Source organism: Streptomyces sp. M92, assembly GCF_028473745.1.
Classification (GTDB): Bacteria; Actinomycetota; Actinomycetes; order Streptomycetales; family Streptomycetaceae; genus Streptomyces.
Window position 1 is genome coordinate 6,867,645 of the sequence record NZ_CP101137.1, and the last position, 24,796, is coordinate 6,892,440.

Below are 24,796 nucleotides of genomic sequence, written 5' to 3' on the forward strand. Positions count from 1 at the left end.
GCCCTCCCGGACCGCCCAGGCCTCCGGGCCTGCTCAGCCCGCGCCGGCCCGCCAGACCTCCGAACCCGCTCAGCCTTCCCGAACCGCCCAGCCTTCCCGAACCGCCCAGCCCCCAGACCCGCTCAGCCGTCCCGAACCGCCCAGGCCTCCGGGCCTGCTCAGCCCGCGCCGGCCCGCTCACATCGCGGGCGCGTCCGGGCCGAAGCGGCTGCGTACGGCCGTCTGGACCTCGTCCTCCTCGGCCGGGTCGGCGGCCAGCCTGCGCAGGCGTTCGACGACGCGGTTGTCGCCGGTCTCGGCGTGGCGGGCGGCGAGTTCGCGGGTGGTCTCCTCGCAGTCCCACAGGCATTCGATGGCGAAGCCGGCGGCGAAGGAGGGATCGGTGGCCGCCAGCGCCCGGGCGGCACGGCCGCGCAGGTGGGAGGAGGCGGTCTCGCGGTAGACGTGGCGCAGGACGGGGGCAGCACAGGCGATGCCGAGCCGACCGGTGCCGTCGACGAGGGTCAACAGGGTCGGCGCGTCGGGGCCTTCGCCGCGGACCGCCTCCCGCAGGGCGGCGAGGACGAGGTCGCGGTCCTGCGCTCCGCCCCGGCAGGCCAGTACGCGCCCGGCGGCGGCGCCGAGGGCGTCGGGCCGGTGGACCCAGCTGCGGGCGCGGTCGACGGCGGCGAGGCCGCGCATGCGCTCGAAGGCGGCGACCGCCGCCTCCACGACCGGTGTCGAACCGTTGGCCACGGCGCCCTCGATCAGGTCGAGGGCGGCCGGGTCGTCGCCGTCGGCCAGATAGCGCAGGGCCGTGCAACGGGCGCCCTCCCCGCCGGACCGGGCAGCCTCGAGGATCTCGTACCGGTCCTCGGGACCGGCGACGGCCGCGAGGCACCGGGCGGCCGGCACGTGGAGCGCGGCGCCGCGCTCCACACCCTGGTCGGCCCAGTCGAACACGGCCCGCACGCTCCACCCCGGGCGCGGCCCGGTGGAGTTCAGCTGCCGCTGCCATCGGTCGAAACAGCCGCGTTCCTGGGCGGCGCGCACCCGCGCGGCGATCGATTCGCGCGGATCGTCGGCCCACAGGCGCCAGGGCCGGGGTTCGAAGGCGTCACGGACGGCGACCGCCAGCTCGGCGTCGCCCTCCGCGTCACGGGGGAAGCGGGCGAGGACGGGCGCGGCGAGGGACCGCAGGCCGGCGTCGTCGTCGCGCAGCGCCAGCTCGTCCAGGGCCCACGCCCAGTTCACGCCGTGTGCGGCGTACCTGCGCAGCAACTGGAGCGCGTCCAGCCTGCCGTACGAGGCGAGGTGGCCGAGGACCGCGAGGGCCAGCCCGGTGCGTGACTCATCGGAGTCCAGGACGTCCTCGGGATCGAAGAGGTGGCCCTCGATGGCGTCCAGCTCGCCGCCGAGGTCGAGGTACAGGCGGGCGTAGTAGAGGGAGCGGTTCTCGACCTGCCAGTCGTGGCGCGGGTCGCGGAGCACGCAGTGGTTCAGTGCCGCGAGCGCTTCGGCGCGCGGAGCGGTGAGCGCATGCAGCGTGCCGTCGCCGCGACCCCGCTGAAGCAGGCCGAGCAGCGTACCGCTGGGCGCTATGACCGGATCGAACATGGGAAACAGCCTCACATCAAGCGTCGACGCAACCGGGGAGCACGCGTTACCTGGCCGTGCGCCAACACGTCGAAACGCCCGCCGTCTCTTGCTTGCTGAAGACCATGTTCCTCTGCCTCTCGTCGGTGGCCCTTGCGGGCCGTGTCACGGCCCGCGCGGTGCGGCAACATCTGCCCAGCCATCACGTCCGTGAACCACGTCGTCATGATGGCCCGGCGGTCACATCTGCCGCGACCGAAATTTCGGCGGCCCGGTACCGCCTCCCCCGTTTTCCGTGTTTCGCCTGGTCAGAATGGGCGGAGCGAGTCCGGATCGGGTCCGGTCCCGCGTCCGGTCACTGGGCGCCGAACAGCTCCAGGAGCTCCGTCCGGGCGAACATCCGCGCCGTGTCAACGGCCGACGGGGTACCGGCGGACGGGTCCGCGCCGGCCTCCAGAAGCGCCTTGGTCACTTCCGTCTCACCCTTGAAGGCGGCCCCGGCGAGCGGTGTCTGGCCCCGGTCGTTGACGCGGTCGGCCTCGGCGCCACGCGCCAGCAGGGCGCGCACCGCCTCGGCGTGGCCGTGGTACGCGGCGAGCATGACGAGGGAGTCGCCGCGGTCGTTGGTCAGATTGGCGGGGACACCGGCGTCCACGTAAGCGACCAGCTCCTCGGTGCGGCCCTGCCGGGCCAGGTCGAAGATCTTGGTCGCCAGCTCCACGACCTCGGGGTCGGGGGCTTCACTCATCGGCCGGACCACCTCTCACTACGTACGCCGCACGGTGCGGACGTCGGGGACTACGGGTGCGCACGGCCGCGAGCGGTGCGGCCGTGCGAGTGAATCGCCAGGGTACTGGCTGGCACGGCACGTGAGCCGAAGTGCCGGGGGTAAAGATCGGCAAGGACCCGGCCGCGCGCAACAGCACTGCTCATCCGGCCCACCCGCGCCTACCCCACCCGGGGCAACTTCGCCGAATTTCCCCCATTTGCACCTTTTATCGTACGGATACATCCTGTGAGCCTGGAAGTACTCATGGTGACTGTCCCCGCGAACCAGGAGAACTCACATGATCCTCTCGATCTCAGGCGTGGTCCTGCTCGGCATCGTCGTCTTCATCTTCTTCCGCAAGGACGGCCTCAAGGCCTCGCACGCGCTGGTAGCGGTCCTGTTCGGGTTCTACCTCGCGTCCACGGCGATCGCCCCGAGCATCAAGGCGGGCGGCGAGAGCCTGGCGGGCCTCCTCGGCGGCATCAAGTTCTGACGTCCGCCCCTACCCGACCGACATCCGCACGTACGCACTCCCAGGAGGCAGCAGTGGCCCGGCGGCCCCTCCCCCGCATTCTGAGCAACGGCGGCGCACAGCTCGCCCGGAGCCGGGAGCTGGCCCGGACGGCGGCCGACAGCGCCACCGACGTCCTCCAGCCACTGATCACGATCGGCCGCGGTCTGCGCCGGCTGGCCGCGGCCGCGCGGCGCAGGTGGACCGAGACCCCGAAGGACCGGCGCGGCGCGCTGCTGTTCCTGGCGGCCTCGGTGGTCCTGGTCGTGGCGCTCGTGCCGTACGGTCCGCTGCTCGCCGTCATCGTCCTGATGGCGGCGGCAGCCTGGCAGGGCAGGGACCGCACCCCGCCGGCACCACAGGGCCCGGACGACTCCCAGTCCCAGCGCCTGCGGTCGCTGTACGAGGCGCTTGTCCCGTACTTCTCCCTCGCCGAGGACCCCGACCCCCTGTACACCCACGGCGGCGCGTGGGAGAAGGCCTTCCCGGCGTACGACTTCGACGACGCCGGCCGTTTCGCCCACCTGGTGATCCGCTACCCCGCGTACTTCACCGACGGGGAGGCGGACGCCCGGGCCCGCATCGAGCACCTGCTCACTGCCAAGGCGGGCCGGGGCCGGGAGTACCACTTCACCTGGAACGAGGAGGCCAACCACCTCACCGTCGACGTGCTCGCGGCGCTGCCCACCGACCTCGCCGCCCAGCGCTTCGTGACGGCGCCCGGTGAGACCGTCCTCGGCTTCACCGACCCGACCCGGGTCCAGCGCACCCTCCCGCTCACCCACGGCGAGGAGCGGCGGGACGTCCCGCCGGTCGTCTGGCGCACCGGCATCCGCTCCACCGAGCCGCACCTGCTGGTCCTCGGGCAGCCGGGCACCGGCACGTCCACCCTGCTGCGCTCGGTCGCCCTGCAGGCCCTGCACCACGGCGACCTGCTGATCGTCGACGGCGGCGGCACCGGCGAGTACGCCTGCCTGGTCGGCCGGGACGGCGTGCTGGCCGTCGAGTGCGGGCTCACCGGGGCGCTGACCAGCCTGGAGTGGGCCGCCGCCGAGACGGAGCGCCGGCTGATCGCCGTCAACCGTGCCCGGCAGGAGGGCGAGGTCCCGCCCGACGACACCAGGCGGCCCCTGTGGGTCTTCCTGGACCGGCCCGGCGCCTTCTCCCACCTGGCCGCCGCGGAAGGCCGCAGGGACCCGCAGTCCCTGCTTCAGGTTCCGCTGCGGCACGGCCGTGCCGCGAACGTGACGGTGGTCGTCGCCGACCAGCTGGACGCCCTGGACGGCCTCAGCGACGCCGTGCGGCAGCACACGCGCGCGCGTGTCGTCCTCGGCCCGGCCACGGCCGAGGAGCTGACGGCCGTGCTCGGGGCTCCCCCGCACACCACACCCGTCGAACAGGTCCCGCCGGGCCGTGGGTACGCCCGCCTGGGCGCGGGCCCGGTGCACCGCCTCCAGGTCCCGGCCACCCCGGACCCCTACGACGACGCGACGAGCGAAGCCCACCGCCGGGCGGTTCTGGACCTGCTGCCGCCGCGCACGACACCGGCGGACGGGGAACGGGCCCCGGTGCCGGTGGAGGCGGAGGCGGAGTTGGAGCTGGAGAAGAAGATCTCCACCGAGAAGACGGACGAGCCGGAGACGGAGACACGCGAGGCGGACGCCGAGCCGGCACCGGTGGCCGTGGAGGCGGCGCCGCAGGAGGTGGCCGCGGCGGTGGAACCGGCCCCCAAGGAGACGGTCGCCGCCAAGGCGGTCGCGGCGGAGACCACCTGACGCTCCGCCGGCGAGGAGCCCTGCCCGGTACGTCGGGGCAGGGCTCCTCGCCGTACTGGACAGCCGACCCCCGGCGCACCGGACCGCCAGGACAGGCCGGACGGCCGACCCCCGCCGTGCCGAGCAGCCGCCGTCGGCGTCCCCCCTCGCCGGCTCCCTCACCTCCGACGTCTTCGGCGCGGGCGTTCTCCGCGCGGGCGCAGCTGAAGACGGAAGCGGGAACGGGAACCGACCGGAGGACTCCCCCTCACTCGCCGTCCACCCGGCCCCGCGCGCCGCGCCCGCTACGCCACGAACGTCCGCGGCGGCTCGCCGCCCCCGACGCCTCCGTTCTCCACCAGCCGGGCCGCGGCGGCCAGCCGTACCGCCGCCTCCTCGGCAACCGCGCCGCCGACGGTGAACGGCAGCCGGACGTACCCCTCGAAGGCCCCGTCGACCCCGAACCGCGGCCCGGACGGGACCCGCACCCCGACCCGTTCCCCCGCCTCGGCGAGACGCGAACCCGACAGGCCACCGGTCCGCACCCACAGGGTGAGGCCCCCGCGCGGTACCTCGAATTCCCAGCCGGGCAGCTCACGGCGTACGGCGGCCACCAGCTCGTCCCGGTTCTGCCGGGCCTGCTCGCGCCGCACCCGGACGGCCTGCTCCCAGCCGCCGGTGCTGAAAAGCCAGTTCACGCCCAGCTGCTCCAGCACGGGCGTGCCCAGGTCGGCGTACGCCCGCGCGGCGACCAGACTGCGGATCACGTCGGGCGCGGCGCGGACCCAGCCGATGCGCATGCCGGCCCAGAAGGCCTTGCTGGCGGAGCCGACGGTGACGACCGTGGAGCCGGCCGGGTCGAAGGCGCACACCGGGCGCGGCATCTCGACGTCGTCGTCCAGCCACAGCTCGCTCATCGTCTCGTCGGCCACGAGTACCGTCCCCGCCGAGCGGGCCGCGTCCACCAGCCGGCGCCGCTGGTCGTCGTCGGCGAGCGCGCCGGTGGGGTTGTGGAAGTCGGCGACGACGTAGGCGATGCGGGGCGCGGCGTCGCGCAGCACCTGGCGCCAGCGGTCCACGTCCCACCCAGTGAGCCCCTCGGCCATCGCGACGGGCACCAGCCGGGCCCCCGCCTCGCGCATCAGCTGGAGGATGTTCGCGTACGACGGCGACTCCACGGCGATGCGCTCGCCCCGGCCCCCGAAGAGGTGGCAGATGGCATCGATCGCGCCCATCGCCCCCGTGGTCACCATGATCTGCTCGGGCATGGTCGGGATGCCGCGCGCCGTGTAGCGCTCCGCGATCATCGCGCGCAGGGCAGGCAGCCCGGCGGGATAGTCGCCGTGGGTGTGCGCGTAGGGGGGAAGTTCCTCCAGGGCTCCCTGCACGGCGCGGGTGAGCCAGGGCTCGGGGGCGGGCAGCGCCGCGCAGCCGAGGTCGATCATCGACCCGAGGGCCTCGGGCGGCAGCGGCTCCAGGCCGCGCGCGGGCAGGGGGTTCCCCGCCGGTACCGCCGTCCAGCTGCCGGCACCGCGGCGGGACTCGAGGAAGCCCTCCGCGCGCAGGGCCTCGTAGGCGGCGGCGACGGTGGTGCGGCTGACGGTCAGGGCCAGGGCCAGCTCGCGCTCGGCGGGCAGCCGGGCGGCGACCGGTACGCGTCCTTCGAGCACCAGCAGGCGGATGCCGTCGGCGAGCGCCCGGTAGGCGGGCGGTCGGCGGGTGCCGGGCCCGGCGGGGCGGTCCTGCTGGGAGCCGAGCAGCCGGGCGAGCTGCCCCGCCCCCACGGCCGAGGTCCACTGCGCCATGGAAATCAGTCCACCTTCCCCGAATTGGCCATGGTTGGCCCTGCCTCTCAAGCCACAGGGTGACATGCAGCAGGCCACTACCACCACCCAGGGGGCACGTCTTGTCCAGCCGACCCAGCCGACCCAGCCAGTCCCGTCACCTCGTCCGCCGCCTCACCCAGCTCTACGGCGGTCTGGTGCTGTACGGCGCCAGTTCGGCGCTGCTCGTCAGGTCCGGGCTCGGGCTGGAACCGTGGAACGTGCTGCACCAGGGCCTCGCCGAGCGCACGGGCCTGTCGATGGGCGTGGTGCTGACCATCCTGGGCGCGTTGGTGCTGCTGCTGTGGATTCCGCTGCGCCAGCGGCCGGGCCTCGGCACGGTCTCGAACGTGCTGGTGATCGGCGTCGCGATGGACGCGACGCTGGCCGTCGTGCCCGACGCCCACGGCTGGACGCTGCGGATCGCCGCGATGGTGGCCGGGATCGTCCTGAACGGCGCGGCCACCGGGCTGTACATCGCCGCGCGCTTCGGTCCGGGCCCGCGCGACGGACTGATGACGGGGCTGAACCGGCGTACGGGGCTCTCGGTGCGCCTGGTGCGCACGGCCGTCGAGATCACCGTGGTGGTGACGGGCTTCGCCCTCGGCGGCACGGTCGGCGTCGGCACCCTCCTGTACGCCCTGTCGATCGGCCCGCTCGCCCAGGTGTTCCTGCGCGTGTTCGCCGTCCCGGCGGCATCCGACGGCAGCACGGTGGTTGCCGCCGGTCAACCCCGGCGCGCGATACTGCGTCGGTGACCACCCCGATACGCCGTCCGCGCCACCCCTACCTGGACCACCCCGGTCCGCTCGCCTTCGCCCACCGGGGCGGGACGGCGGACGGTCTGGAGAACACGCTGCGGCAGTTCCGGCGCGCGGTCGAGGCGGGCTACCGGTACATCGAGACCGACGTCCACGCCACACGGGACGGAAAACTCGTCGCCTTCCACGACGCGACCCTGGACCGGGTGACGGACGGGGCCGGGCGGATCGCCGACCTGCCGTGGGAAAGGGTGCGTCACGCGCGCGTGGCGGGCGAGGAGCCGGTGCCGCTGTTCGAGGAACTCCTGGAGACCTTCCCCGACGTGCGCTGGAACATCGACGTGAAGGCGGAGCCCGCACTGCTGCCCCTGCTGGAGCTGATCGAGCGGACGAACGCCTGGGACCGGATCTGCGTCGGCTCCTTCTCCGAGGCGCGCGTCGTGCGCGCCCAGCGGCTGGCCGGGCCGCGCCTGGCCACCTCGTACGGCACCCGGGGCGTCCTCAACCTGCGGCTGCGCTCCTGGGGCGTCCCGGCGGCGCTGCGGAGTTCGGCGGTGGCCGCTCAGGTGCCCGAGGTCCAGTCGGGCATCCAGGTGGTGGACCACCGCTTCGTGCGCGCCGCCCACGCGCGCGGACTCCAGGTGCACGTCTGGACGGTGAACGAGCCCGACCGCATGCACCGGCTCCTGGACCTGGGAGTGGATGGCATCATGACCGATCACATCGACACACTGCGCGAGGTCATGGAGGACCGCGGCGTCTGGGTCTGAGGGCCCCGCCCGGCCCGGGGGCGGCGCGGGCACGGGGAAGCGAGGGCACGGGTGGGCACCGACACCCTGCGGACGGACGCGGCCGACGGCGCCGGGGACCGGCGGCGCGAACAGCGCGGCTGGTACTTCTACGACTGGGCGTGCTCGGTCTACTCGACGAGCGTGGTCACCGTGTTCCTGGGGCCCTATCTGACCTCCGTCGCTCAGGCGGCGGCGGACGCGGACGGGTACGTGCACCCGCTCGGCATACCCGTGCGCGCCGGATCGTTCTTCGCCTACTCGGTGTCCCTGTCGGTGATCGTGGCGGTGCTCGTGATGCCCCTGGTGGGCGCCGCCGCCGACCGCTCTGGCCGCAGGAAGCCGCTGCTGGCCGCGGCCGCGTACACCGGCGCCGCGGCCACCACCGCGATGTTCTTCCTGGACGGCGACCGCTACCTGCTGGGCGGCCTGCTCCTGATCGTCGCCAACGCCGCGCAGTCCGTGGCGATGATGCTCTACAACTCCTACCTGCCCCAGATCGCCCCGCCCGAGGAGCGCGACGCGGTCTCCTCGCGGGGGTGGGCCTTCGGCTACGCGGCCGGGGCCCTGGTCCTGGTCGCCAACCTGGTCCTCTACACCGGTCATGACTCCTTCGGGCTGACCGAGAGCGAGGCGGTCCGCGTCTGCCTGGCCTCCGCCGGGCTGTGGTGGGGCGCGTTCGCACTCATTCCGCTGCGGCGGCTGCGCGACCGCCGCGCTCCCGCGCGGGAGGGCTCCGCCCTGCCCGGGTTCCGGCAGCTCGCCGCGACCGTCCGCGACATGCGGCGCCACCCGCTGACACTGGCCTTCCTGCTGGCGTACCTGGTCTACAACGACGGGATCCAGACGGTGATCTCCCAGGCGTCCGTGTACGGCTCCGAGGAACTGGGCCTCGGCCAGTCCACGCTCATCGTGGCGGTGCTGCTGGTCCAGGTGCTCGCGGTGGCGGGCGCGCTGGCGCTCGGGCGGCTGGCACGGAGGTACGGGGCCAAGCGGACGATCCTGGGGTCGCTGGTCGCCTGGACGGTCACGCTGGCGGCCGGGTACTTCCTGCCGGCCGGGGCGCCGGCCTGGTTCTTCGTGCTGGCCGCGGGCATCGGACTGGTCCTGGGCGGCAGTCAGGCGCTGTCCCGCTCCCTTTTCTCCCACCTGGTCCCGCCCGGCAAGGAGGCCGAGTACTTCGCGGCGTACGAGCTGAGCGACCGCGGGACGAGCTGGTTGGGGCCGCTGCTGTTCGGGCTCACCTACCAGCTGACCGGGAGCTACCGCGACGCGATCATCTCACTGGTCGCCTTCTTCGCCCTCGGTTTCGTGCTCCTCGCGCGGGTGCCGGTGCGGCGGGCGATCGGCGACGCGGGCAATCCGGTACCCGAAAGGATTTAGCACTCGGCGCGAAAGGGCTGTAGTGTACGCGTTTGGCCTGCCAGGCGTACCGTTACTGCGCGTCAAAGGTGCCGAATCGCTATGTCACATCTGCCAGCAGAGGTGACAAACCGGACGTCGGCGGGTACTGCACTGGTTGCAAGGCTGCGGCTGCGACGGCGACGCAGGGCCCGGATCGGGAGTCGGGACGGGAATCTTTACCGCCGCCCGGACGTTGACCGGATGACGACGACAGCGACACCTGTCCTGTGGGCGACAAGCCCGGGAGGCACGATTCATGAGTGAGCGAGCTCTTCGCGGCACGCGCCTCGTGGTGACCAGCTACGAGACGGACCGCGGCATCGACCTGGCCCCGCGCCAGGCCGTGGAGTACGCATGCGAGAAGGGGCATCGATTCGAGATGCCCTTCTCGGTCGAGGCGGAGATCCCGCCGGAGTGGGAGTGCAAGGTCTGCGGGGCCCAGGCACTCCTGGTGGACGGCGACGGCCCTGAGGAGAAGAAGGCCAAGCCCGCGCGTACGCACTGGGACATGCTGATGGAGCGGCGCACCCGCGAGGAACTCGAAGAGGTCCTCGAGGAGCGGCTGGCCGTTCTGCGCTCCGGCGCGATGAACATCGCGGTGCACCCGCGAGACAGCCGCAAGAGTGCGTGACAACCGTTCCTGACGGGAAACCGTAGGGGACACATATCGAACACCGCGGGTGCCGTACATGGATCTCATGTACGGCACCCGCGGTTTCGGTGTGTCCGCGGCGGCCGTCGCGCCGAGCGCTCAGTGGGTCAGCGGAGGGCGGGGGTCCTGCGGGGCGTCGCCCGGCTCGTCCCGTATGACCTCGCCCTGGACGACCTTGCCGTCCGGCTGGTGCATGCGGGCCTGGCGGAAGGCGTCGCCCAGGGTGCCCGGGCCCGCCTCGCGGAGCTTGCGCTCCACCGTCCGCTCCGCGTGGCGGCTCACGGCCTTCTGGACCGGGGGCAGCAGTATCAGCAGGCCCAGCGCGTCGGAGATCAGGCCCGGGATGATCAGGAGCAGTCCGCCCAGCATCATCAGCCCGTTGCCCTCGCTGTTCGGCCGGGCCCCGGGCAGGACGCCGGACTGCTGCTGTCGCACGGTCTCCTGGAGACTGCGGAACGCCCGGCGGCCCGCCGCCTTGATCACCACGGAACCGAGGACGACGCCCGCGACCAGCAGCAGGAAGACCACGAACCCACTGGAGGCACCCGCGACCACGGTCAGCAGCCAGATCTCCAGGACGAGCCACGCGGCGATGCCCAGCGGCACGAAGGTGCGCAGCTTGGAACGCGGGGGCCGGGCGGGGGAACTGGGGGTCTGAGCGCCAGTCGTCATACTCCCAGTGTGCCTGGCCCCGGCTCAGCGCGGCATAAGGGGGCGATCAGGCGTTGTTGTCCGTCGCCTGTGCCGATGTGTCGGCCGCCGGCGCGTCCGCCGCCGGGTCGGGCCGGCGGTCGCGGCCCAGGACCTTGCCGACCCGCTCCCCCACGCCCCACGTGGTGACCCGCCAGAGCGCCTCCACGAGGATGTCACGGCTCATCTTGGAGTCGCCGTGCTCGCGCTCGACGAAGGTGATCGGCACCTCGACGACGTGGTAGCCGGCCTTGATCGCCCTGCGGGCGAGATCGACCTGGAAGCAGTAGCCCTGGGAGGCCACCTCGTCCAGGCCGAGCCCTTCGAGCGTCTCGCGGCGGAAGGCACGGTAGCCGCCGGTGATGTCGCGCAGCGGCAGGTCGAGTGCGAGGCGCGAGTACATGCTGCCGCCGCGGGAGATGAACTCGCGGGACCTGGGCCAGTTCACCACCCGGCCGCCGGGCACCCAGCGGGAGCCGAGGACCAGGTCCGCGCCCTTGAGCGCGGTCAGCAGCCGGGGCAGTTCCTCGGGCTGGTGGGAGCCGTCGGCGTCCATCTCGATCAGCACGCCGTAGCCGTGCTCCAGACCCCAGTGGAAGCCCGCGAGGTAGGCGGCGCCCAGGCCTTCCTTGCCCTTGCGGTGCAGGACCTGGACGTGGTCGTCCCCGGCGGCCAGCTCGTCGGCGAGCTTGCCGGTGCCGTCGGGGCTGTTGTCGTCGGCCACCAGTACGTGCGCCTCGGGGACCGCTTCACGCACGCGCGCGACGATCGCCTTGATGTTCTCCGCCTCGTTGTAGGTCGGAATGATCACCAAAGCCGTGCCCAGGGGACCGAACCGCCTCCCCTGCCCCGCCGCTGCGGGCGTCCCGTCGCCGTCGTTCACCGCTGCCCCTTCATCTCCGTACGCAGAGGACCACCATAATGGCCGCGGCCTGCGAGGACGTGACAGGACGTCCGCAAAGGGTGTCGTTTTCCCGGGGCCGGGGTAGGGATAGGTGATTCGGGACCGTTTGCGCGGCGGATGGGGGCCCGGCGCCCTTCGGGCCGGCCCGGGACCCGCCGGCTGCGGATCGACCTGGGCCGTTGTCTACTGAGCGCCCGGGCCCCACCCGGGTCACACCTCCCGACCGGCCGGAACGTTCCGTCGTCACGGCGCGAGCGCTGAGCCTGGCTCCCAGTGACGGTGCCCCGGTGCGGCACACCGTCCCTGACCCAGCGGCGCCGCGACGCGCGCGCGGAGGCTTCCCCGGTCGGGCGTCCGGTGGTGGACTCCGCCGAACCTACCGGCCCCCAGCCGTCGCCTGTCAACAGTCACTCGACCTGCGGCTTCTCCGCCAATTCCCAGGTCAGCGCGGAGGATGCGCAGGTCGCGGACGGGAGAAGATCATCGCCCCGTCGGCCGTGTGGATCACTCGCCCGGCCGTACGAACACCGTCCGGCCTCCCACCACGGTGCGCAGGCAGACGGGCAGGTCACCGCCCGGAGACAGGTCGGGCAGGCCCGGAGTACCCGAGCGGGGGTCGGTCGACCAGCGGGCCACCCGGTCGTCGGGGGTCTGGACGACGAGCTCGCCGGTGCGCCACACGGCGTAGTCGGCGGGTGCGCCCGGCACCAGGGCGCCCGCGTCGTCGCGTCCGATCGCCCGCCAGCCGCCGCGTGTGTGGGCGGTGAAGGCCGCGCGGACGGAGACGCGGTGCTCGGGCGCGCGGTGGAAGGCGGCGGCCCGGACGGTGCCCCACGGGTCGAGGGGCGTGACCGGGCTGTCGGAGCCGAAGGCGAGCGGAACACCGGCGCGCAGCAGGGCCGCGTAGGGGTTGAGGGTGCGGGCCCGTTCGGCGCCCAGCCGCTGCGCGTACATGCCGTCCTCGCCGCCCCACAGGGCGTCGAAGGCGGGCTGGACGGACGCGGTCAGGCCCAGTTCGGCGAAGGCCGCGATGTCCTCGGGGGTCAGCATCTCGGCGTGTTCCACGCGGTGGCGGGCGGCGCGGACGCGGGCGAGGCCGAGCTTCTCGGCGGCCGCGCGCACGCCCTGGACCACGGCTCCGACGGCTGCGTCGCCGATGGCGTGGAAGCCCGCCTGGAGGCCGGCCTCGATGCAGGCGACGACGTGGGCGGCGACGGCGCCGGCGTCGAGGTAGGCGGTGCCGGTGTGGCCGGCGTCGGCGTACGGCTGGTGCAGGCACGCGGTGTGCGAGCCGAGGGCGCCGTCGACGAAGAGGTCCCCGGCCGCGCCGATCGCGCCCAACTCCCGCGCCTTGTCGACGTCCTGTTCGGCCCAGTAGCCCATGACGCGCGGGCCGGCCTCCTCGGCCGCCAGCCGCAGCAGGCCGGTGAGGTCGTCCTCGGAGGAGATCTCCGGGCCCGCGCACTCGTGAACGGTTCCGATGCCGAGGGAGGCGGCGTGCGCGAGGGCGGCGCGCTGGGCCTCGGTGCGCTGGGCGGGGGCGAGGGCCCCGAGGGCGGCGGCGCGCACGGCGTGGTGGGCCTCGGCGGTGAGCGGGCCGTCCGCGCGGGTGACGTCGCCGGGGACGAGGTCGAGCAGGGCGGTGGTGACGACGGCCGAGTGGACGTCGATACGGCTGAGGTAGAGGGGACGCCCGCCGGTGGCCGCGTCCAGTTCGGCGCGGGCCGGGGGCTGCCCGTCGGGCCACCGGGAGGCGTCCCAGCCGTGGCCGAGGAGCACCCGGTCGGCCGGGCGGGCCGCTGCGAAGTCCCGTACGAGGGCGAGGGCGGCCTCTCGGGTGGGGGCACCGGAGAGGTCCAGGCCGGTGAGGGCGAGGCCGGTGGACGTCGTGTGCACGTGTGCGTCGGTGAACGCCGGGGCGACCAGGGCGCCGTCCAGGTCGATCACCTCGTCCACGCCGTCGGCGAAGGCGTCCGCGGCGCCCTCGGAGCCGACCCAGGCGACCTGGCCGCGTTCGACGACCATCGCCGTCGCGAAGGGGTCGGCGGGACTGTGGACCTCGCCGCGGCGCAGCAGGACGGTCGTGGACGCGGTGGTGGACGAGGCGGTGGGCTCACTCATGGACACCAGTCTCGCGCCTCCCGGAAGACGCACGGCACGCAGGTCACCCGTAGGCCACCCGTCGGACCCGGTCGCCGTCAGATCCGGGGCGGCCGGGCCTCGTACGGAGTGGAGAGCACGACGGTGGTCCGGGTCGAGACGCCGGCCAGGGAGCGCACCCGGGCGAGGAGTTCCTCCAGCTCGTGCGGGGTCGACACACGCACCTTGAGGATGTAGTTCTCGTCGCCCGCCACGCTGTGGCAGGCCTCGATCTCCGGCACGCCGGCCAGGCGGTCCGCGATGTCGTCGGGTGCGCTGGGGTCGAACGGTTTCACGGAGATGAACGCGGTCATCGGCAGCCCGACGGCCTCCGGGTCGACGACCGCGGCGTAGCCGCGGATGACGCCGCGCTGCTCCAGCCGCCGCACCCGCTGGTGCACGGCTGACGTGGACAGGCCCGTGGCCTTGCCCAGGTCCGTGTAGCTCATCCGCCCGTCCTTGACGAGCAGCTGCACGATCTGTCGATCCAGCTCCTCCATGGCGCAAGAACCTACAGTGCGGTTGATCTCCTCGGATACCGAGCGGTCCAGGTCATGCCCACTTCGTGATGTGACGGGCATCCGGCCGACGGCCGGGCGGGGCGAGCCGGCGCCGGGCACCTGCGAGTGGCATGTGACGAAGGCCACACCTTCCGTGCGGTCTCCGTGATGTTCTCGTGATTACCCCGTATTGGGGACGGGAAGTGCTTGCTGTGGTCGAGGCCGCAGTGCCGTCACGGCCCAGCCCGAGGGGGAGAATCCCATGCAGAGTCTTAAGCGCCCAGGTCGTACCGCGCCCAAGCGGCAGCAGCCGGTCGTCGAGCCCGTACCGGAGGGCGTCGAACCCGACGCCTTCGACGACGAGGAACTCGACGCCTACGACACCTTCGAGATGTACCGGGTGATCTGCCCGGACTGCGCGCAGCCCATCGCGCTGCTGGCGGACGAGAAAGTACTGCCCGAGCACGCGCTGTGCGCCTCGCCGTGGAACCCGTTCGGGCTCACGGTCTGCGCCGGCACCGGCCGCCGGGCCTGCGAGGCCCGCCCGGCCGACGAGTCCTTCCGGCCCCACGAGCAGGACACCGCGCTGCTCCTGACGCTCCCGCGGGGCCTGGACTGGCGGACCCAGCCCTTCTCCCACGTCGGCGGCCCGGGCTCACGCCCGATCCGGGTGCCGACGATGCGGCGCGAGGCGGCCTAGGACGCGGTTCGGCGCGCCTGCCCCGCAACTACGGGTGGGCGGCGCGCCGACGCGGGCCGGACAGGGTGCGGCAAGGCCGGACGGGTGTCGGACGCCCGCGAACTCACTCTCGATTCCGCGGGCCGGTGACCTGTCCGCACAGTGCCGCGTTGCCCTGGTATGACCCCCACGTACTCGGCGACCGGGCCTCGGCGCCGCGTGTTCGTCCCGGTGCCCGCCGGTCCGGTCCCGCCGGCCCCGCAGCTCCCGGACCCGCCGATCTACCGTGAGCTGATGCGCACCTGGGCCGACCGGGGCCGCACCCTGCCAGGGCGCGACGACCCCGAGTGGGTGAGGCTCGCGGCGCCCCCGCGCGGCCTCGGGGACTTCTTCACCACCGGTGACTTCCGGGTCACCGGTGACTTCAGCGTCCCTCGGGACCCGCGAGATGACGGGCGATGACCATCCGCTGGATCTGGTTGGTGCCCTCGACGATCTGCAGCACCTTGGCCTCGCGCATGTAGCGCTCGGCCGGGAAGTCGGCGGTGTAGCCGTAGCCGCCGAGGATCTGCACGGCGTCGGTGGTGACCCGCATCGCCGTGTCGGTGCAGTGCAGCTTGGCCATGGCCGCCTGCTTGGCGAACGGCAGTCCGGCGTCGCGCAGCCGCGCCGCCGTCAGGTACAGCGCGCGGCCGGCCTCGATCTGGGTCGCCATGTCGGCGAGCATGAAGCGCAACCCCTGGAAGTCGGCGATCGGCTTGCCGAACTGGCGCCGCTCGGCCGCGTAGGCCACCGCCTCGTCGAGCGCCGCCTGCGCCACGCCGATCGCGCAGGCGGCGATGCCGAGCCGGCCGGAGTCGAGCGCGGACAGGGCGATCGCGAAACCCTGGCCCTCGTCCCCGATCCGCCGGGCCTCGGGGACCCGCACGCCGTCCAGGTGGACCTGCGCGGTGGGCGATCCCTTGAGCCCCATCTTCTTCTCCGGCACCGCGGCGCTCAGCCCCTCGGCGTCGCCGGGGACCAGGAAGGCGGTGATGCCGCGCGGGCCGTGCTCCCCCGTGCGCGCCATGACCGTGTAGAAGTCGGCGATGCCACCGTGCGTGATCCACGCCTTGGTGCCGGTGATGATCCAGTCGTCGCCCTCCCGCACCGCCTTGGTGCGCAGGGAGGCGGCGTCCGAGCCGGAGGCGGGCTCGGAGAGGCAGTAGGCGCCCAGCAGCCCGCCGCCGAGCATGGCGGGCAGGTGCTCGGCCTGCTGCTCCTTGGTGCCGTGGGCGGCGAGCGCGTAGGAGGCGAGGGTGTGCACGCTGACGCCGAGGCCGACGGTGAGGCGGGCCGCGGCGAGCTCTTCCAGGACCTGGAGGTACACCTCGTACGGCTGATCACCGCCGCCGTGCTCGGTGTCGTAGGGCAGGCCGAGCAGGCCGGACTCGGAGAGCAGGGCGAAGACCTCGCGCGGGAAGCGTCCGGCGTCCTCCTCCTCGGCCGCGCTCGGGGCGATCTCACGGAGCGCGATCTCGCGGACGAGTGAGATCAGGTCCCGTGCCTCGTCCGTGGGCAGTTGCCGGTCCACCGGCTGCGGGGCGCGGTCGGGCATGGCGACGCTCTCCTCCCTGTCGGGCGCATCAGCGGAAAGGCGCCGTGGGTGGACGCGGTTCCGCCGGCTCTGTTCGGCTGGGCCGATGCTCGCACTCCCGGGTCGCGGAAGCGGCTGACCAGCGGCTGTGGCCTGTGAGTATGCCCGATCGGAGGTACGGCGTCACCAGTTAACGACCGCTTACTTCGAGAAAGGTCCGGAAGGGCTTCGGCGGGCCCGCTCGGCCTCCGGTCAGTCCCGGCGGGCGGCGGGCGGGGCCGGGTAGGCGGGATCCAGCTCCTCGATGGCGCGCAGGGTGCCGCCGAGCGACTTCACGAGCAGGTCGCGCATGGTGTCGCGGGGCAGCCCGGGGCGGCCGATCCAGTCCAGGGTGGCACCCTCGACGCCGCACACCCAGGCGAGCAGGCCCATGCGGGCCAGCGGCCCGACGTCCGAGCGGCCGTACGCCCCCTCGGCGATGGTGACGACGATCGCCTCGCGCACCCCGTCCCGGATGGCGTGCACCTCGGTGTCGAAGCCGACCCCGCCGCTGACGATGGTGCGGTAGGCGGCCTGGTGGTGCTCGGCGTAGCGCAGGTAGCCGTCGATGGTGCGGTGGACGCGGTCCACCTGCGGCAGTTCGGTGCCGCCCGCGGCGGTGGTGACCAGGTCGGCGACGGAGTCCTGGATGATCGCCAGGTAGTAGCCCCGCTTGGAACGGAAGTAGTAGTAGATCAGTCCCTTGGCGACATGCGCCTGACGCGCGATGTCGTCCATCGACAGCGCGTCGTACGACGTGTCGGCGAACAACTTCCGCCCGATGGCGATGAGTTCGGCGCGGCGTGCGAGCGAACGCTCGGTGCCGCGCGCCTGTGGACGGACGTCGGCACGCTGTTGACTGATATTCAATTTCGACCCTGGTCTCCTACGGGGGGCGGGACATCCGCAGTATGGCAGGTCGGGACGTGGGGCAGGTCACATGAGGGTCACGTCACAGCAGGCCCAGCTGCACCACGAGCATCGCCAGCACCACGACGAGGGTCCAGCCCAGGACGTGCTCGAGGATCTTCGGGCCGTCTTCCTTGGGGCCGCCGGTACGGACACGGGGGGCGGTGGCGGTGTGTGCGGTCATGGCTTCTCGCTGCTCTCGGGCTTCGGCTTCGGTGAGGTCCCCCCGCTCACGGTGTCCACCTTGCCACCGTGAGCGGCTTTTGCGGCCGAGAGCTTGGTCACAGCGGGCCGGTCAGCGCACGCCCACCGCCGCGAGGGCCTTGCGCTGACGCGGGCTGGGATGCGCCGGGAAGTACAGGTAGCAGACGCCGCCGGTCCCGGAGACGACCCTGCCGTCGGCGTTGTACCGCTTGGTCCGCAGCCAGATGTTCTCCCACTCGCGCCGCTTGTAGACGCGGCGCACGGCCTCGTTGTCGTCCGAGGCCGGGTCGTTGGCGATCACGTCGCCGTCGGCGGTGAAGCCGACCACGGTCATCAGGTGGCCCGAGGTGCCGTAGCCGGCCCCGGTCAACTCCTCCGCCAGGAAGGACTGGGACGTGATGGCCGGGATACCGGCCGCGATCAGTGTCTCCAGGTCGGTGAGGGAGCCGAGGCGGGTGACCACGCCCTGGAGGTCCTCGAAGGTGGCCGCGTAGGCCGCGTTGAAGGGCCAGTTGCCGCAGCCGGCGTACTGGTAGTCGTACGTGTACCGGGCCGCGTGGCAGACCTGCGGGTCGGCGTAGGAGGGGTCGACCCAGGCGAGCTGCTCCTCGGTGAGCCGGCCGCCCCAGTACTCGATGATCATCTGCGAGGAGGTGGGGCTGCACCAGGCCTCGCCGCCGTTGTCGTACTCGGGGTACTGGCCCTTGTGGATCTCCTGGGAGTAGCGCGGGACGCGCAGTTCCCGGGCGAGACCCGGCGTGGAGGCGGGCACCGTGAAGCGGTCGGGCACGTCGGAGCCCATCGCACCGAGCCGCCAGACGGTGGGCGTGGCCTTGGCGCCGGGGCGGCGGTACAGGGTGAGGCGGAGCCGGTACGAGGCCAGGCGCAGACCGGTGGAGGCGTCGTCGACCGAGAAGGTGTCCGTCCAGACGCTGCTGCGGCCGTCGCCCTGGCCGTCGACCGAGGTGCGCCGGATGTCCTGGTCGCCGTCGCCCGCAGTCCAGCGGCCCATCACGTACCAGGGCGTGTCCGTGCCGTCGGAGTAGGTCCCCTTCAGCTCGACCTGGATCCAGGTGCCGGACGGGGTGTGCGCGTTCCAGGAGGCGATGGCCTCGGTCGCGGGCACGGTGAGCCGGTGGACCGGCGAGGTCCAGGTCGCGTACTCCCAGGCCGCGGTCCTGCCGGTGTGCGGGTCGGTGTGCTCGGTGGTGCCCGCCGGCGTCCCGATCACGACGCCGGGCCGGGCACCGGCGACGGGGCGGGCGCCCCGCACCGTCCCGCACCGCCAGTCCCGGAACGTGGTCCAGGCGCGGTAGTCGGCCTGTCGGCCGGGGGTACGGTCGGCGCCCGCGGGGCCGCCGCCCTCGCCCGCTGCGGCTTCGGCGGCGGTGGCCGGGATCGCGCCGCCGGCCACCGCGGCGGCGACCGCGGCGGCCAGGACGGTTCTGCGGGACGGCTGTTCGGCTCTGCTCATGGGTGGAGAACCCCCAGGTGTCCGAGTCGGGCGGGTCCGTTGCACGGTCGTGCGCCAACTATGGCCGCAGGCGCCCGCTCCTGCCAGCACTTCTGCGTGCGCCACGCCATGAACATTGGTGTCTACCAGTGGCGGGGTTAGTGTGCCTGCGACACGCCGTCCGCCCCTTCGCACCGCCCGGGACCCGCCATCCACGACCTCGCAGCGCAGCTCCGCCGGCTTCCCCCGTCCTGCGGCCCCGTACGCCTCATCGGCGTCGACGGGCACGCCGGTTCGGGGAAGTCCACGTTCGCCGGACTGCTGGCCGCGGAGCTGGGAGGCGCGCCGGTGCTGCACCTCGACGACATCGCCAGCCACGACGAGCTCTTCGACTGGACCGGACGGCTGCTGAGCCAGGTGATCGAGCCCCTGCGGCGGGGCGACACCGCGCGCTACACCCCCTACGACTGGCGGGCCCGGCGCTTCGACGCGCCCCGGCCCCTGCCGCCGGCCCCGGTGGTGCTGGTGGAGGGTGTGGGCGCGGGGCGCGAGGCGCTGCGCCCGCACCTGGCCCGGCTGCTCTGGATGGAGTTGCCGCGCCAGGAGGCGTGGAGGCGCGGACGGGCGCGCGACGGAGCGGAGCAGCGGGCGTTCTGGGACGGGTGGATCCCGGCGGAGCGCCGGCACTTCGCCACCGACCCGTCACGCCCCTTCGCACACCTTCTGGTGGTGCGGAGCGAGGAGGGGTACGAGATGCTGCCGGGGCCCGCGGGAGGCGCCTGCCCACCCTGATTCCTCACCCAGAGTGACGGGCCGTCCGCAATGTGCTGAACTTGTGAAGATCGCCGGGCGACACCGGGCCGGAGCGCCTCAACTTCGCTTGACCCAGGGCCCGTACAGGTCTTACGTTCTGGTTGTGCGGTCGTTCGAGGCCGCCCGCAGACGCGAAGCCCCCGGTTGTTCCCCCGTGACCGGGGGCTTCGTTCTGCCCTGAGCGCGTTCTGCGGCTGCTCCGCGACGCTGTCCGCTCACCCTCGGTGACGTTCCCGCATGCGCCCCGTCCGCTCCCACCTCGTGGAACGGGCCTCCCCGGCGCCCTTCGGAGGGAAGACCGCCGCGGGTACGATGCCCTCGGTGCGACCCGGAGCGCAGTTGCCGCGCGCACCTTGCAACTCCGGCCCGCGGCAGAGCCGTTGGCCGAGGCGGCCGGCGGGCGACGGCCCGGCGGCATACCGACGGGGGCACGGTACGTGGGGGACGGGATGGACTTCGGCACGCGGGGCCCACAGGCCCCGGCCGACCTCGCCTGGCTGCGCGGCGTGGACGCCTACACCATGGGTGCCTATCCGCAGGCCGAGGAGGAGTTCCGGGCCGCGGTACGCATCGATCCCGCGATGGCCGACGGCTGGCTGGGACTGCACGCGCTGCGCGTCGACACCACCAACGCCCTGCTCAGGATGTTCCGGCACCGCGAGCGCTTCGGCGAGCAGCGCGCCCGCCACCGCCGTACCCTCAACTCCTGGTACTGGCTGGGCTGGTGGGTGCAGCCCGTGCTGGAGAGCCCCCGCGACCTGCTGCTCGCGCACGCCTCCCACTGGCTGGACGGCCGGCATGTCCCGGAGCTGGACCGGGCCCTGGCCGGGCTGCCGCCCGTGGACACCGACGCCCAGGTCCGGTTCCTGCACGCCTGCCGTGCCTACCTGGTCAAGGACTGGGAGCAGCTCGTCCGGCACACCGACCCGCTGCTCGGCGATCCCCTGCTGGGCATCGAGGCCGGTCTGTTCAGCGGCATGGCCCGGGTGCGGCTGGAGATGTACGGGCAGGCCGAGCCGCTGCTGTCGGCGGCCCTGATGCGGTGCCGCAGCGAACAGCCGCAGCGCAAGGAGCTGCGGTACTGGCTGGCGCGGGCGCACGAGGGCACGGGCCGCAGCGCGGCGGCGCTGCCGCTGTACCGGGCCGTGCACCGCGTCGACCCCGCCTTCATGGACACCTCCGCACGGCTGGCCGCCATCGCCGAGGGCGACGGCTACGACGACGCCGCCGACCTCGCGGGACTGGCGCAGGCCGGCCTGGGACCGGACTGCCTGGACGGCCCGGACGGGCTCGACCCCCTCTCCGGCGCCGACGAACGCGACGTCAAGCTGTCCGCCCCCGAGCCCGGCCCGGCCGCTCCGCCGCCCTCGCTGTCCGGACCGCCGGTGCGCGAGAGGACCGACGGGACGGACCCTTCCCTGCCCACCGGTCCCACCGACCCGGCGTTGCTGGAGGAGGCGCTCGCCGAACTGGAGCGCATGGTGGGGCTCGAACCGGTGAAGCGACAGGTCAAGGCCCTGTCCGCCCAACTCAACATGGCGCGGCTGCGGGCCGGTCAGGGGCTGCCGGTCCAGCCGCCCAAGCGCCACTTCGTCTTCTCCGGCCCCTCGGGCACCGGCAAGACCACCGTCGCCCGCATCCTGGGCCGCGTCTTCTACGCCCTCGGCCTGCTCGGCGGCGACCACCTCGTGGAGGCGCAGCGGGCCGACCTCGTCGGCGAGTACCTGGGCCAGACCGCCGTGAAGGCCAACGAGCTGATCGACTCCGCACTCGGCGGTGTCCTCTTCGTGGACGAGGCGTACTCCCTGTCCAACTCCGGGTACGGCAAGGGGGACGCGTACGGCGACGAGGCGCTGCAGGTGCTGCTGAAGCGGGCCGAGGACAACCGGGACCACCTGGTGGTGATCCTGGCCGGCTATCCGGAGGGCATGGACCGGCTGCTGGGCGCCAACCCCGGGCTGTCCTCGCGCTTCACGACGCGGGTCGACTTCCCCTCGTACCGGCCGCTGGAGCTCACCTCGATCGGGGAGGTGCTCGCGGCGGAGAACGGGGACGTGTGGGACGAGGAGGCGCTGGACGAGCTGCGGTCGATCGCCGGGCACGTGGTGGACCAGGGGTGGATCGACGAGTTGGGGAACGGGCGGTTCCTGCGGACGCTGTACGAGAAGAGCTGTGCGTACCGGGATCTGCGGTTGTCGGTGTACCCGGGGGTGTTGAGCCGGGACGATCTGGCGACGCTGCGGTTGCCGGATCTGATGCAGGCGTACGGGGAGGTGCTGTCGGGGAGGGGGCCGGGGGATCCGTCGGCCCTGTGAGGCCCGCAGCCGGGGCGGTCACGTCGCCAGGGTCACCTCCCGGTGGGCCGGGTCGCGGACCTCGCCGACCAGGAGTTCCAGTACGTCCTCCAGGGCGACCAGGCCCAGGACCCTGCCCGACGCGTCCGTGACCTGGGCCAGGTGGGTGGCGGCGCGGCGCATCACGGTGAGGGCGTCGTCGAGGGGGAGGTCGGGGCGGAGGGTCGTCATCGGGCGCCAGAGGTGCTGCGGTACGGCCCGGTCGGGGTCCTCGGCGTCGAGGACGTCCTTGACGTGGAGGTAGCCCATGAAGGGGCCCGGCCCGGCCGCGACCGGGAAGCGTGAGTACCCGGTGCGGGCGGTGAGCCCGATGATCTGGCCCGGGGTGGCCGACGGGCCGACCGTCACCAGGGACTCGCGGCCGAGCAGTACGTCCGTCACGGGGCGGGAGCCCAGTTCCAGGGCGTCCTCCAGGCGTTCCTGCGCCTCGGGGTCGAGCAGGCCCGCCTGACCGGCGTCCTCCACCAGCCGGTTGAGCTGTTCACTGGTGAAGACGGCCTCGACCTCGTCCTTGGGCTCGACGCGGAACAGCCGCAGGATGCCCCGGGAGCAGGCGCCCAGGGCGAAGGTGACCGGCTTGCAGAGACGGGCGAAGGCGACGAGGCCGGGGCTCAGCCACAGCGCGGTCCTCTCGGGGGCGGCCATCGCGAGGTTCTTCGGAAGCATCTCGCCGATGACGAGGTGGCAGAAGACCACGGCGGCCAGCGCGATGACGTAGCCGAGCGGGTGGATGACGCCGTGCGGCAGGTGCATCCACTCGAAGACCGGTTCCAGCAGGCGCGCGACGGTCGGTTCGGCGACCGCGCCGAGGGTGAGTGAGCAGACCGTGATGCCGAACTGGGCGGCGGCCATCATCTGCGGCAGCCGCTCCAGACCGTACAGCACCTGGCGGGCGCGGGCGGTGCCGAGCGGTTCGATCTGGCTGCGGCGGACCGAGACCAGGGCGAACTCGGCGCCGACGAAGAAGCCGTTGGCGAGCACGAGCAGCGCGGCGAAGAGGAGTTGCAGGACGCTCATCGGGCGGCCTCCGGCACGGAGACCGGCGCCGTCCGCACCAGTCGTATGCGCTCGGCTCGGTAGTGGCCGACCCGGCGGACGCAGAGGCGCCAGCCGGGCAGTTCCGCGCGGTCGCCGACGGCCGGGATGCGGCCGAGCAGGTCGGCGACGAGGCCGGCCGCGGTCTCGTACGGGCCCTCGGGGGCGTCCAGGCCGATGCGGCGCAGGGCGTCGACGCGGCAGCTGCCGTCCACGTCCCAGGCGGGCCGGCCGTCCTCGGGCGGGGCGGCGGCGAGTTCGGGGGCGTCCAGTCCGTCGTGCTCGTCTCGGACCTCGCCGACCAGTTCCTCGACGATGTCCTCCAGGGTGACGACGCCGGCCGTGCCGCCGTACTCGTCGACGACGACCGCGATGGGCTGTTCGCTGCGCAGGCGGGTGAGGAGGGGCCGGACGGGCAGGGTCTCGGGGACCAGCAGCGCCGGCTGGGCGATGCGGCCGGCGGGGGTGCGCAGCCGGTCGTGCGCGGGAACGGCGAGCGCGTCCTTGAGGTGGACCATGCCGACGATCTCGTCGATCTTCTCCCGGTAGACGGGGAAGCGGGACAGGCCGGTGGCGCGGGTCAGGTTGACCACGTCCTCGGCGGTGGCCGAGGAGTGCAGGGCGCTGACCTTCACGCGTGGGGTCATGACGTGCTGCGCGGTCAGTTCGCCGAGCGACAGGGTACGGACGAACAGGTCGGCGGTGTCCTGTTCCAGCGCGCCGGCCCGGGCGGAGTGCCGGGCCAGGGACACCAGTTCGTCGGGGGTGCGGGCGGAGGCCAGCTCTTCGGCAGGTTCGACGCCGAGCGTGCGGACCAGGCGGTTGGCCACGGCGTTCAGGGAGGCGATCACCGGGTGGAACAGGCGGGCGAAGGCGTGCTGGGGGCCGGCGACGAAGCGGGCGACCTGGAGGGGCCTGGACACCGCCCAGTTCTTGGGCACCAGCTCGCCGACCACCATCTGGACCGCCGACGCCAGCAGCATGCCGACGACGACCGCGACGCCGGGGACGGCACCGTCGGGGACGCCGATCGCCGTGAAGGGAGCGTCCAGGAGTCGGGCGAGCGCCGGTTCGGCGAGCATGCCGACGACGAGGGAGGTGATGGTGATGCCGAGCTGGGTGCCGGAGAGCTGGAAGGACAGCTCCTTCAGGGACTCGACGACCCGGCGGGCGCGCCGGTCGCCGTCGGCGGCGGCCTGTTCGGCGTCGGGGCGTTCGACGGTCACCAGGCCGAACTCGGCGGCGACGAAGAAGCCGTTGGCGAGGATGAGCACGAAGGCGGCTGCCAGGAGCAGCAGGGGGCTGGTCATGATGCCGCCGCCTGTGCTGGCTCACAGCAGGGGGCGGCGCAGGTACTGCAGGACGGTCCGTCCATCGCCGGAGGGAGTCACTCCTCGGGTAGCGGGGACCCCCGCGCACCGGGCGGAGCGACGGGGCGAGGACGCGACGGCCGCGTCCTCGTTC

At 73.2% G+C, this 24,796-nt stretch carries 23 protein-coding genes; 10 read left to right on the forward strand and 13 right to left on the reverse strand.

What is annotated here, in order from left to right; genetic code table 11:
- Positions 1-177 precede the first annotated feature (177 nt).
- Together M6G08_RS31670 and M6G08_RS31675 are read right to left on the reverse strand one after the other, a co-directional pair.
- Entirely contained in the window at positions 178-1,596 is a 1,419-nt protein-coding gene (locus M6G08_RS31670; protein WP_272590568.1) for a HEAT repeat domain-containing protein, read from the reverse strand.
- Between the two features lie 334 nt (positions 1,597-1,930).
- On the reverse strand, positions 1,931-2,323 hold the full coding sequence (locus tag M6G08_RS31675; RefSeq protein WP_272590570.1) for an ankyrin repeat domain-containing protein: 393 nt from the start codon (positions 2,321-2,323) through the stop codon (positions 1,931-1,933).
- Between the two features lie 319 nt (positions 2,324-2,642).
- Here M6G08_RS31675 and M6G08_RS31680 point away from each other — a divergent pair, with 319 nt between their 5' ends.
- Together M6G08_RS31680 and M6G08_RS31685 are read left to right on the forward strand one after the other, a co-directional pair.
- A complete protein-coding gene (locus tag M6G08_RS31680; protein ID WP_003977410.1) occupies positions 2,643-2,837 on the forward strand; it encodes a hypothetical protein in 195 nt (64 codons plus the stop codon).
- Between the two features lie 53 nt (positions 2,838-2,890).
- Positions 2,891-4,630 (forward strand): P-loop NTPase family protein, encoded by a 1,740-nt coding sequence (locus M6G08_RS31685; protein ID WP_272590572.1) that lies wholly within the window; start codon positions 2,891-2,893, stop codon positions 4,628-4,630.
- Positions 4,631-4,914: 284 nt separating this feature from the next.
- Here the strand turns inward: M6G08_RS31685 and M6G08_RS31690 are convergent, their stop codons facing one another.
- Entirely contained in the window at positions 4,915-6,414 is a 1,500-nt protein-coding gene (locus M6G08_RS31690; protein ID WP_272590573.1) for an SCO1417 family PLP biosynthesis transcription factor, read from the reverse strand.
- Between the two features lie 101 nt (positions 6,415-6,515).
- Between M6G08_RS31690 and yczE the strand changes: the two genes are divergently transcribed.
- From yczE to M6G08_RS31710, 4 genes are all read left to right on the forward strand, one after another.
- Complete coding sequence (gene yczE, locus M6G08_RS31695) at positions 6,516-7,190, forward strand: membrane protein YczE (RefSeq protein WP_272590574.1); 675 nt, start codon at positions 6,516-6,518, stop codon at positions 7,188-7,190.
- Positions 7,187-7,963, forward strand: a complete 777-nt coding sequence (locus tag M6G08_RS31700; protein ID WP_272590575.1) for a glycerophosphodiester phosphodiesterase family protein — start codon at positions 7,187-7,189, stop codon at positions 7,961-7,963. Before yczE ends, M6G08_RS31700 begins: the two co-directional genes overlap by 4 nt.
- A 51-nt stretch (positions 7,964-8,014) precedes the next feature.
- Positions 8,015-9,364, forward strand: a complete 1,350-nt coding sequence (locus M6G08_RS31705; RefSeq protein WP_272590576.1) for an MFS transporter — start codon at positions 8,015-8,017, stop codon at positions 9,362-9,364.
- Between the two features lie 277 nt (positions 9,365-9,641).
- Positions 9,642-10,016 (forward strand): RNA polymerase-binding protein RbpA, encoded by a 375-nt coding sequence (locus tag M6G08_RS31710; protein ID WP_003977404.1) that lies wholly within the window; start codon positions 9,642-9,644, stop codon positions 10,014-10,016.
- 120 nt (positions 10,017-10,136) lie between these two features.
- Here the strand turns inward: M6G08_RS31710 and fxsA are convergent, their stop codons facing one another.
- The 4 genes from fxsA to M6G08_RS31730 all read right to left on the reverse strand — a co-directional run bounded on the left by fxsA (position 10,137) and on the right by M6G08_RS31730 (position 14,270).
- Positions 10,137-10,709 carry an FxsA family membrane protein gene (gene fxsA / locus M6G08_RS31715; RefSeq protein ID WP_272590577.1) on the reverse strand — a complete coding sequence of 191 codons (573 nt, stop codon included), beginning with the start codon at positions 10,707-10,709 and terminating at the stop codon, positions 10,137-10,139.
- Positions 10,710-10,755: 46 nt separating this feature from the next.
- On the reverse strand, positions 10,756-11,610 hold the full coding sequence (locus M6G08_RS31720; RefSeq protein WP_272590578.1) for a polyprenol monophosphomannose synthase: 855 nt from the start codon (positions 11,608-11,610) through the stop codon (positions 10,756-10,758).
- A 525-nt stretch (positions 11,611-12,135) separates the two neighbouring features.
- The gene (locus tag M6G08_RS31725; protein ID WP_272590579.1) at positions 12,136-13,752 is read right to left on the reverse strand and encodes an amidohydrolase; all 1,617 of its coding nucleotides are present in this window, start codon (positions 13,750-13,752) and stop codon (positions 12,136-12,138) included.
- Positions 13,753-13,829: 77 nt separating this feature from the next.
- A complete protein-coding gene (locus M6G08_RS31730; protein ID WP_030867874.1) occupies positions 13,830-14,270 on the reverse strand; it encodes an Lrp/AsnC family transcriptional regulator in 441 nt (146 codons plus the stop codon).
- Between the two features lie 262 nt (positions 14,271-14,532).
- On the opposite strand from M6G08_RS31730, the gene M6G08_RS31735 reads away from it, so the two are divergent.
- Together M6G08_RS31735 and M6G08_RS31740 are read left to right on the forward strand one after the other, a co-directional pair.
- Positions 14,533-14,970, forward strand: a complete 438-nt coding sequence (locus tag M6G08_RS31735; protein ID WP_272590580.1) for a hypothetical protein — start codon at positions 14,533-14,535, stop codon at positions 14,968-14,970.
- A gap of 159 nt (positions 14,971-15,129) precedes the next feature.
- A complete protein-coding gene (locus M6G08_RS31740; protein WP_073730759.1) occupies positions 15,130-15,411 on the forward strand; it encodes a hypothetical protein in 282 nt (93 codons plus the stop codon).
- Here the strand turns inward: M6G08_RS31740 and M6G08_RS31745 are convergent.
- The 4 genes from M6G08_RS31745 to M6G08_RS31760 all read right to left on the reverse strand — a co-directional run bounded on the left by M6G08_RS31745 (position 15,374) and on the right by M6G08_RS31760 (position 19,151).
- Entirely contained in the window at positions 15,374-16,546 is a 1,173-nt protein-coding gene (locus M6G08_RS31745) for an acyl-CoA dehydrogenase family protein (protein ID WP_272590581.1), read from the reverse strand. The two genes, M6G08_RS31740 and M6G08_RS31745, sit on opposite strands and share 38 nt — an antisense overlap.
- A gap of 231 nt (positions 16,547-16,777) precedes the next feature.
- Positions 16,778-17,434 carry a TetR/AcrR family transcriptional regulator gene (locus M6G08_RS31750; protein ID WP_272590582.1) on the reverse strand — a complete coding sequence of 219 codons (657 nt, stop codon included), beginning with the start codon at positions 17,432-17,434 and terminating at the stop codon, positions 16,778-16,780.
- An 82-nt stretch (positions 17,435-17,516) separates the two neighbouring features.
- The gene (locus M6G08_RS31755) at positions 17,517-17,657 is read right to left on the reverse strand and encodes an SCO1431 family membrane protein (RefSeq protein WP_272590583.1); all 141 of its coding nucleotides are present in this window, start codon (positions 17,655-17,657) and stop codon (positions 17,517-17,519) included.
- A 111-nt stretch (positions 17,658-17,768) separates the two neighbouring features.
- Positions 17,769-19,151, reverse strand: coding sequence for a C39 family peptidase (locus tag M6G08_RS31760; protein WP_272590584.1), 1,383 nt, complete (start codon positions 19,149-19,151; stop codon positions 17,769-17,771).
- A gap of 189 nt (positions 19,152-19,340) precedes the next feature.
- On the opposite strand from M6G08_RS31760, the gene M6G08_RS31765 reads away from it, so the two are divergent.
- Positions 19,341-19,922 (forward strand): uridine kinase family protein, encoded by a 582-nt coding sequence (locus M6G08_RS31765; RefSeq protein WP_272591488.1) that lies wholly within the window; start codon positions 19,341-19,343, stop codon positions 19,920-19,922.
- Positions 19,923-20,392: 470 nt separating this feature from the next.
- Positions 20,393-22,258 carry an AAA family ATPase gene (locus M6G08_RS31770; RefSeq protein WP_272590585.1) on the forward strand — a complete coding sequence of 622 codons (1,866 nt, stop codon included), beginning with the start codon at positions 20,393-20,395 and terminating at the stop codon, positions 22,256-22,258.
- 18 nt (positions 22,259-22,276) lie between these two features.
- Here M6G08_RS31770 and M6G08_RS31775 read toward each other — a convergent pair whose 3' ends face one another.
- Complete coding sequence (locus M6G08_RS31775; protein WP_272590586.1) at positions 22,277-23,314, reverse strand: hemolysin family protein; 1,038 nt, start codon at positions 23,312-23,314, stop codon at positions 22,277-22,279.
- On the reverse strand, positions 23,311-24,642 hold the full coding sequence (locus tag M6G08_RS31780; RefSeq protein ID WP_272590587.1) for a hemolysin family protein: 1,332 nt from the start codon (positions 24,640-24,642) through the stop codon (positions 23,311-23,313). Before M6G08_RS31780 ends, M6G08_RS31775 begins: the two co-directional genes overlap by 4 nt.
- Positions 24,643-24,796: the final 154 nt, after the last annotated feature.

Bases quoted from the DNA above. Each gene is read 5' to 3' on its own strand.
- M6G08_RS31670 (WP_272590568.1), bottom strand. From the start codon at position 1,596: ATGTTCGATCCGGTCATAGCGCCCAGCGGTACGCTGCTCGGCCTGCTT.
- M6G08_RS31675 (WP_272590570.1), bottom strand. From the start codon at position 2,323: ATGAGTGAAGCCCCCGACCCCGAGGTCGTGGAGCTGGCGACCAAGATC.
- M6G08_RS31680 (WP_003977410.1), top strand. From the start codon at position 2,643: ATGATCCTCTCGATCTCAGGCGTGGTCCTGCTCGGCATCGTCGTCTTC.
- M6G08_RS31690 (WP_272590573.1), bottom strand. From the start codon at position 6,414: ATGGCGCAGTGGACCTCGGCCGTGGGGGCGGGGCAGCTCGCCCGGCTG.
- M6G08_RS31710 (WP_003977404.1), top strand. From the start codon at position 9,642: ATGAGTGAGCGAGCTCTTCGCGGCACGCGCCTCGTGGTGACCAGCTAC.
- fxsA (WP_272590577.1), bottom strand. From the start codon at position 10,709: ATGACGACTGGCGCTCAGACCCCCAGTTCCCCCGCCCGGCCCCCGCGT.
- M6G08_RS31725 (WP_272590579.1), bottom strand. From the start codon at position 13,752: ATGAGTGAGCCCACCGCCTCGTCCACCACCGCGTCCACGACCGTCCTG.
- M6G08_RS31730 (WP_030867874.1), bottom strand. From the start codon at position 14,270: ATGGAGGAGCTGGATCGACAGATCGTGCAGCTGCTCGTCAAGGACGGG.
- M6G08_RS31735 (WP_272590580.1), top strand. From the start codon at position 14,533: ATGCAGAGTCTTAAGCGCCCAGGTCGTACCGCGCCCAAGCGGCAGCAG.
- M6G08_RS31740 (WP_073730759.1), top strand. From the start codon at position 15,130: ATGACCCCCACGTACTCGGCGACCGGGCCTCGGCGCCGCGTGTTCGTC.
- M6G08_RS31745 (WP_272590581.1), bottom strand. From the start codon at position 16,546: ATGCCCGACCGCGCCCCGCAGCCGGTGGACCGGCAACTGCCCACGGAC.
- M6G08_RS31755 (WP_272590583.1), bottom strand. From the start codon at position 17,657: ATGACCGCACACACCGCCACCGCCCCCCGTGTCCGTACCGGCGGCCCC.
- M6G08_RS31760 (WP_272590584.1), bottom strand. From the start codon at position 19,151: ATGAGCAGAGCCGAACAGCCGTCCCGCAGAACCGTCCTGGCCGCCGCG.
- M6G08_RS31770 (WP_272590585.1), top strand. From the start codon at position 20,393: ATGGACTTCGGCACGCGGGGCCCACAGGCCCCGGCCGACCTCGCCTGG.
- M6G08_RS31775 (WP_272590586.1), bottom strand. From the start codon at position 23,314: ATGAGCGTCCTGCAACTCCTCTTCGCCGCGCTGCTCGTGCTCGCCAAC.
- M6G08_RS31780 (WP_272590587.1), bottom strand. From the start codon at position 24,642: ATGACCAGCCCCCTGCTGCTCCTGGCAGCCGCCTTCGTGCTCATCCTC.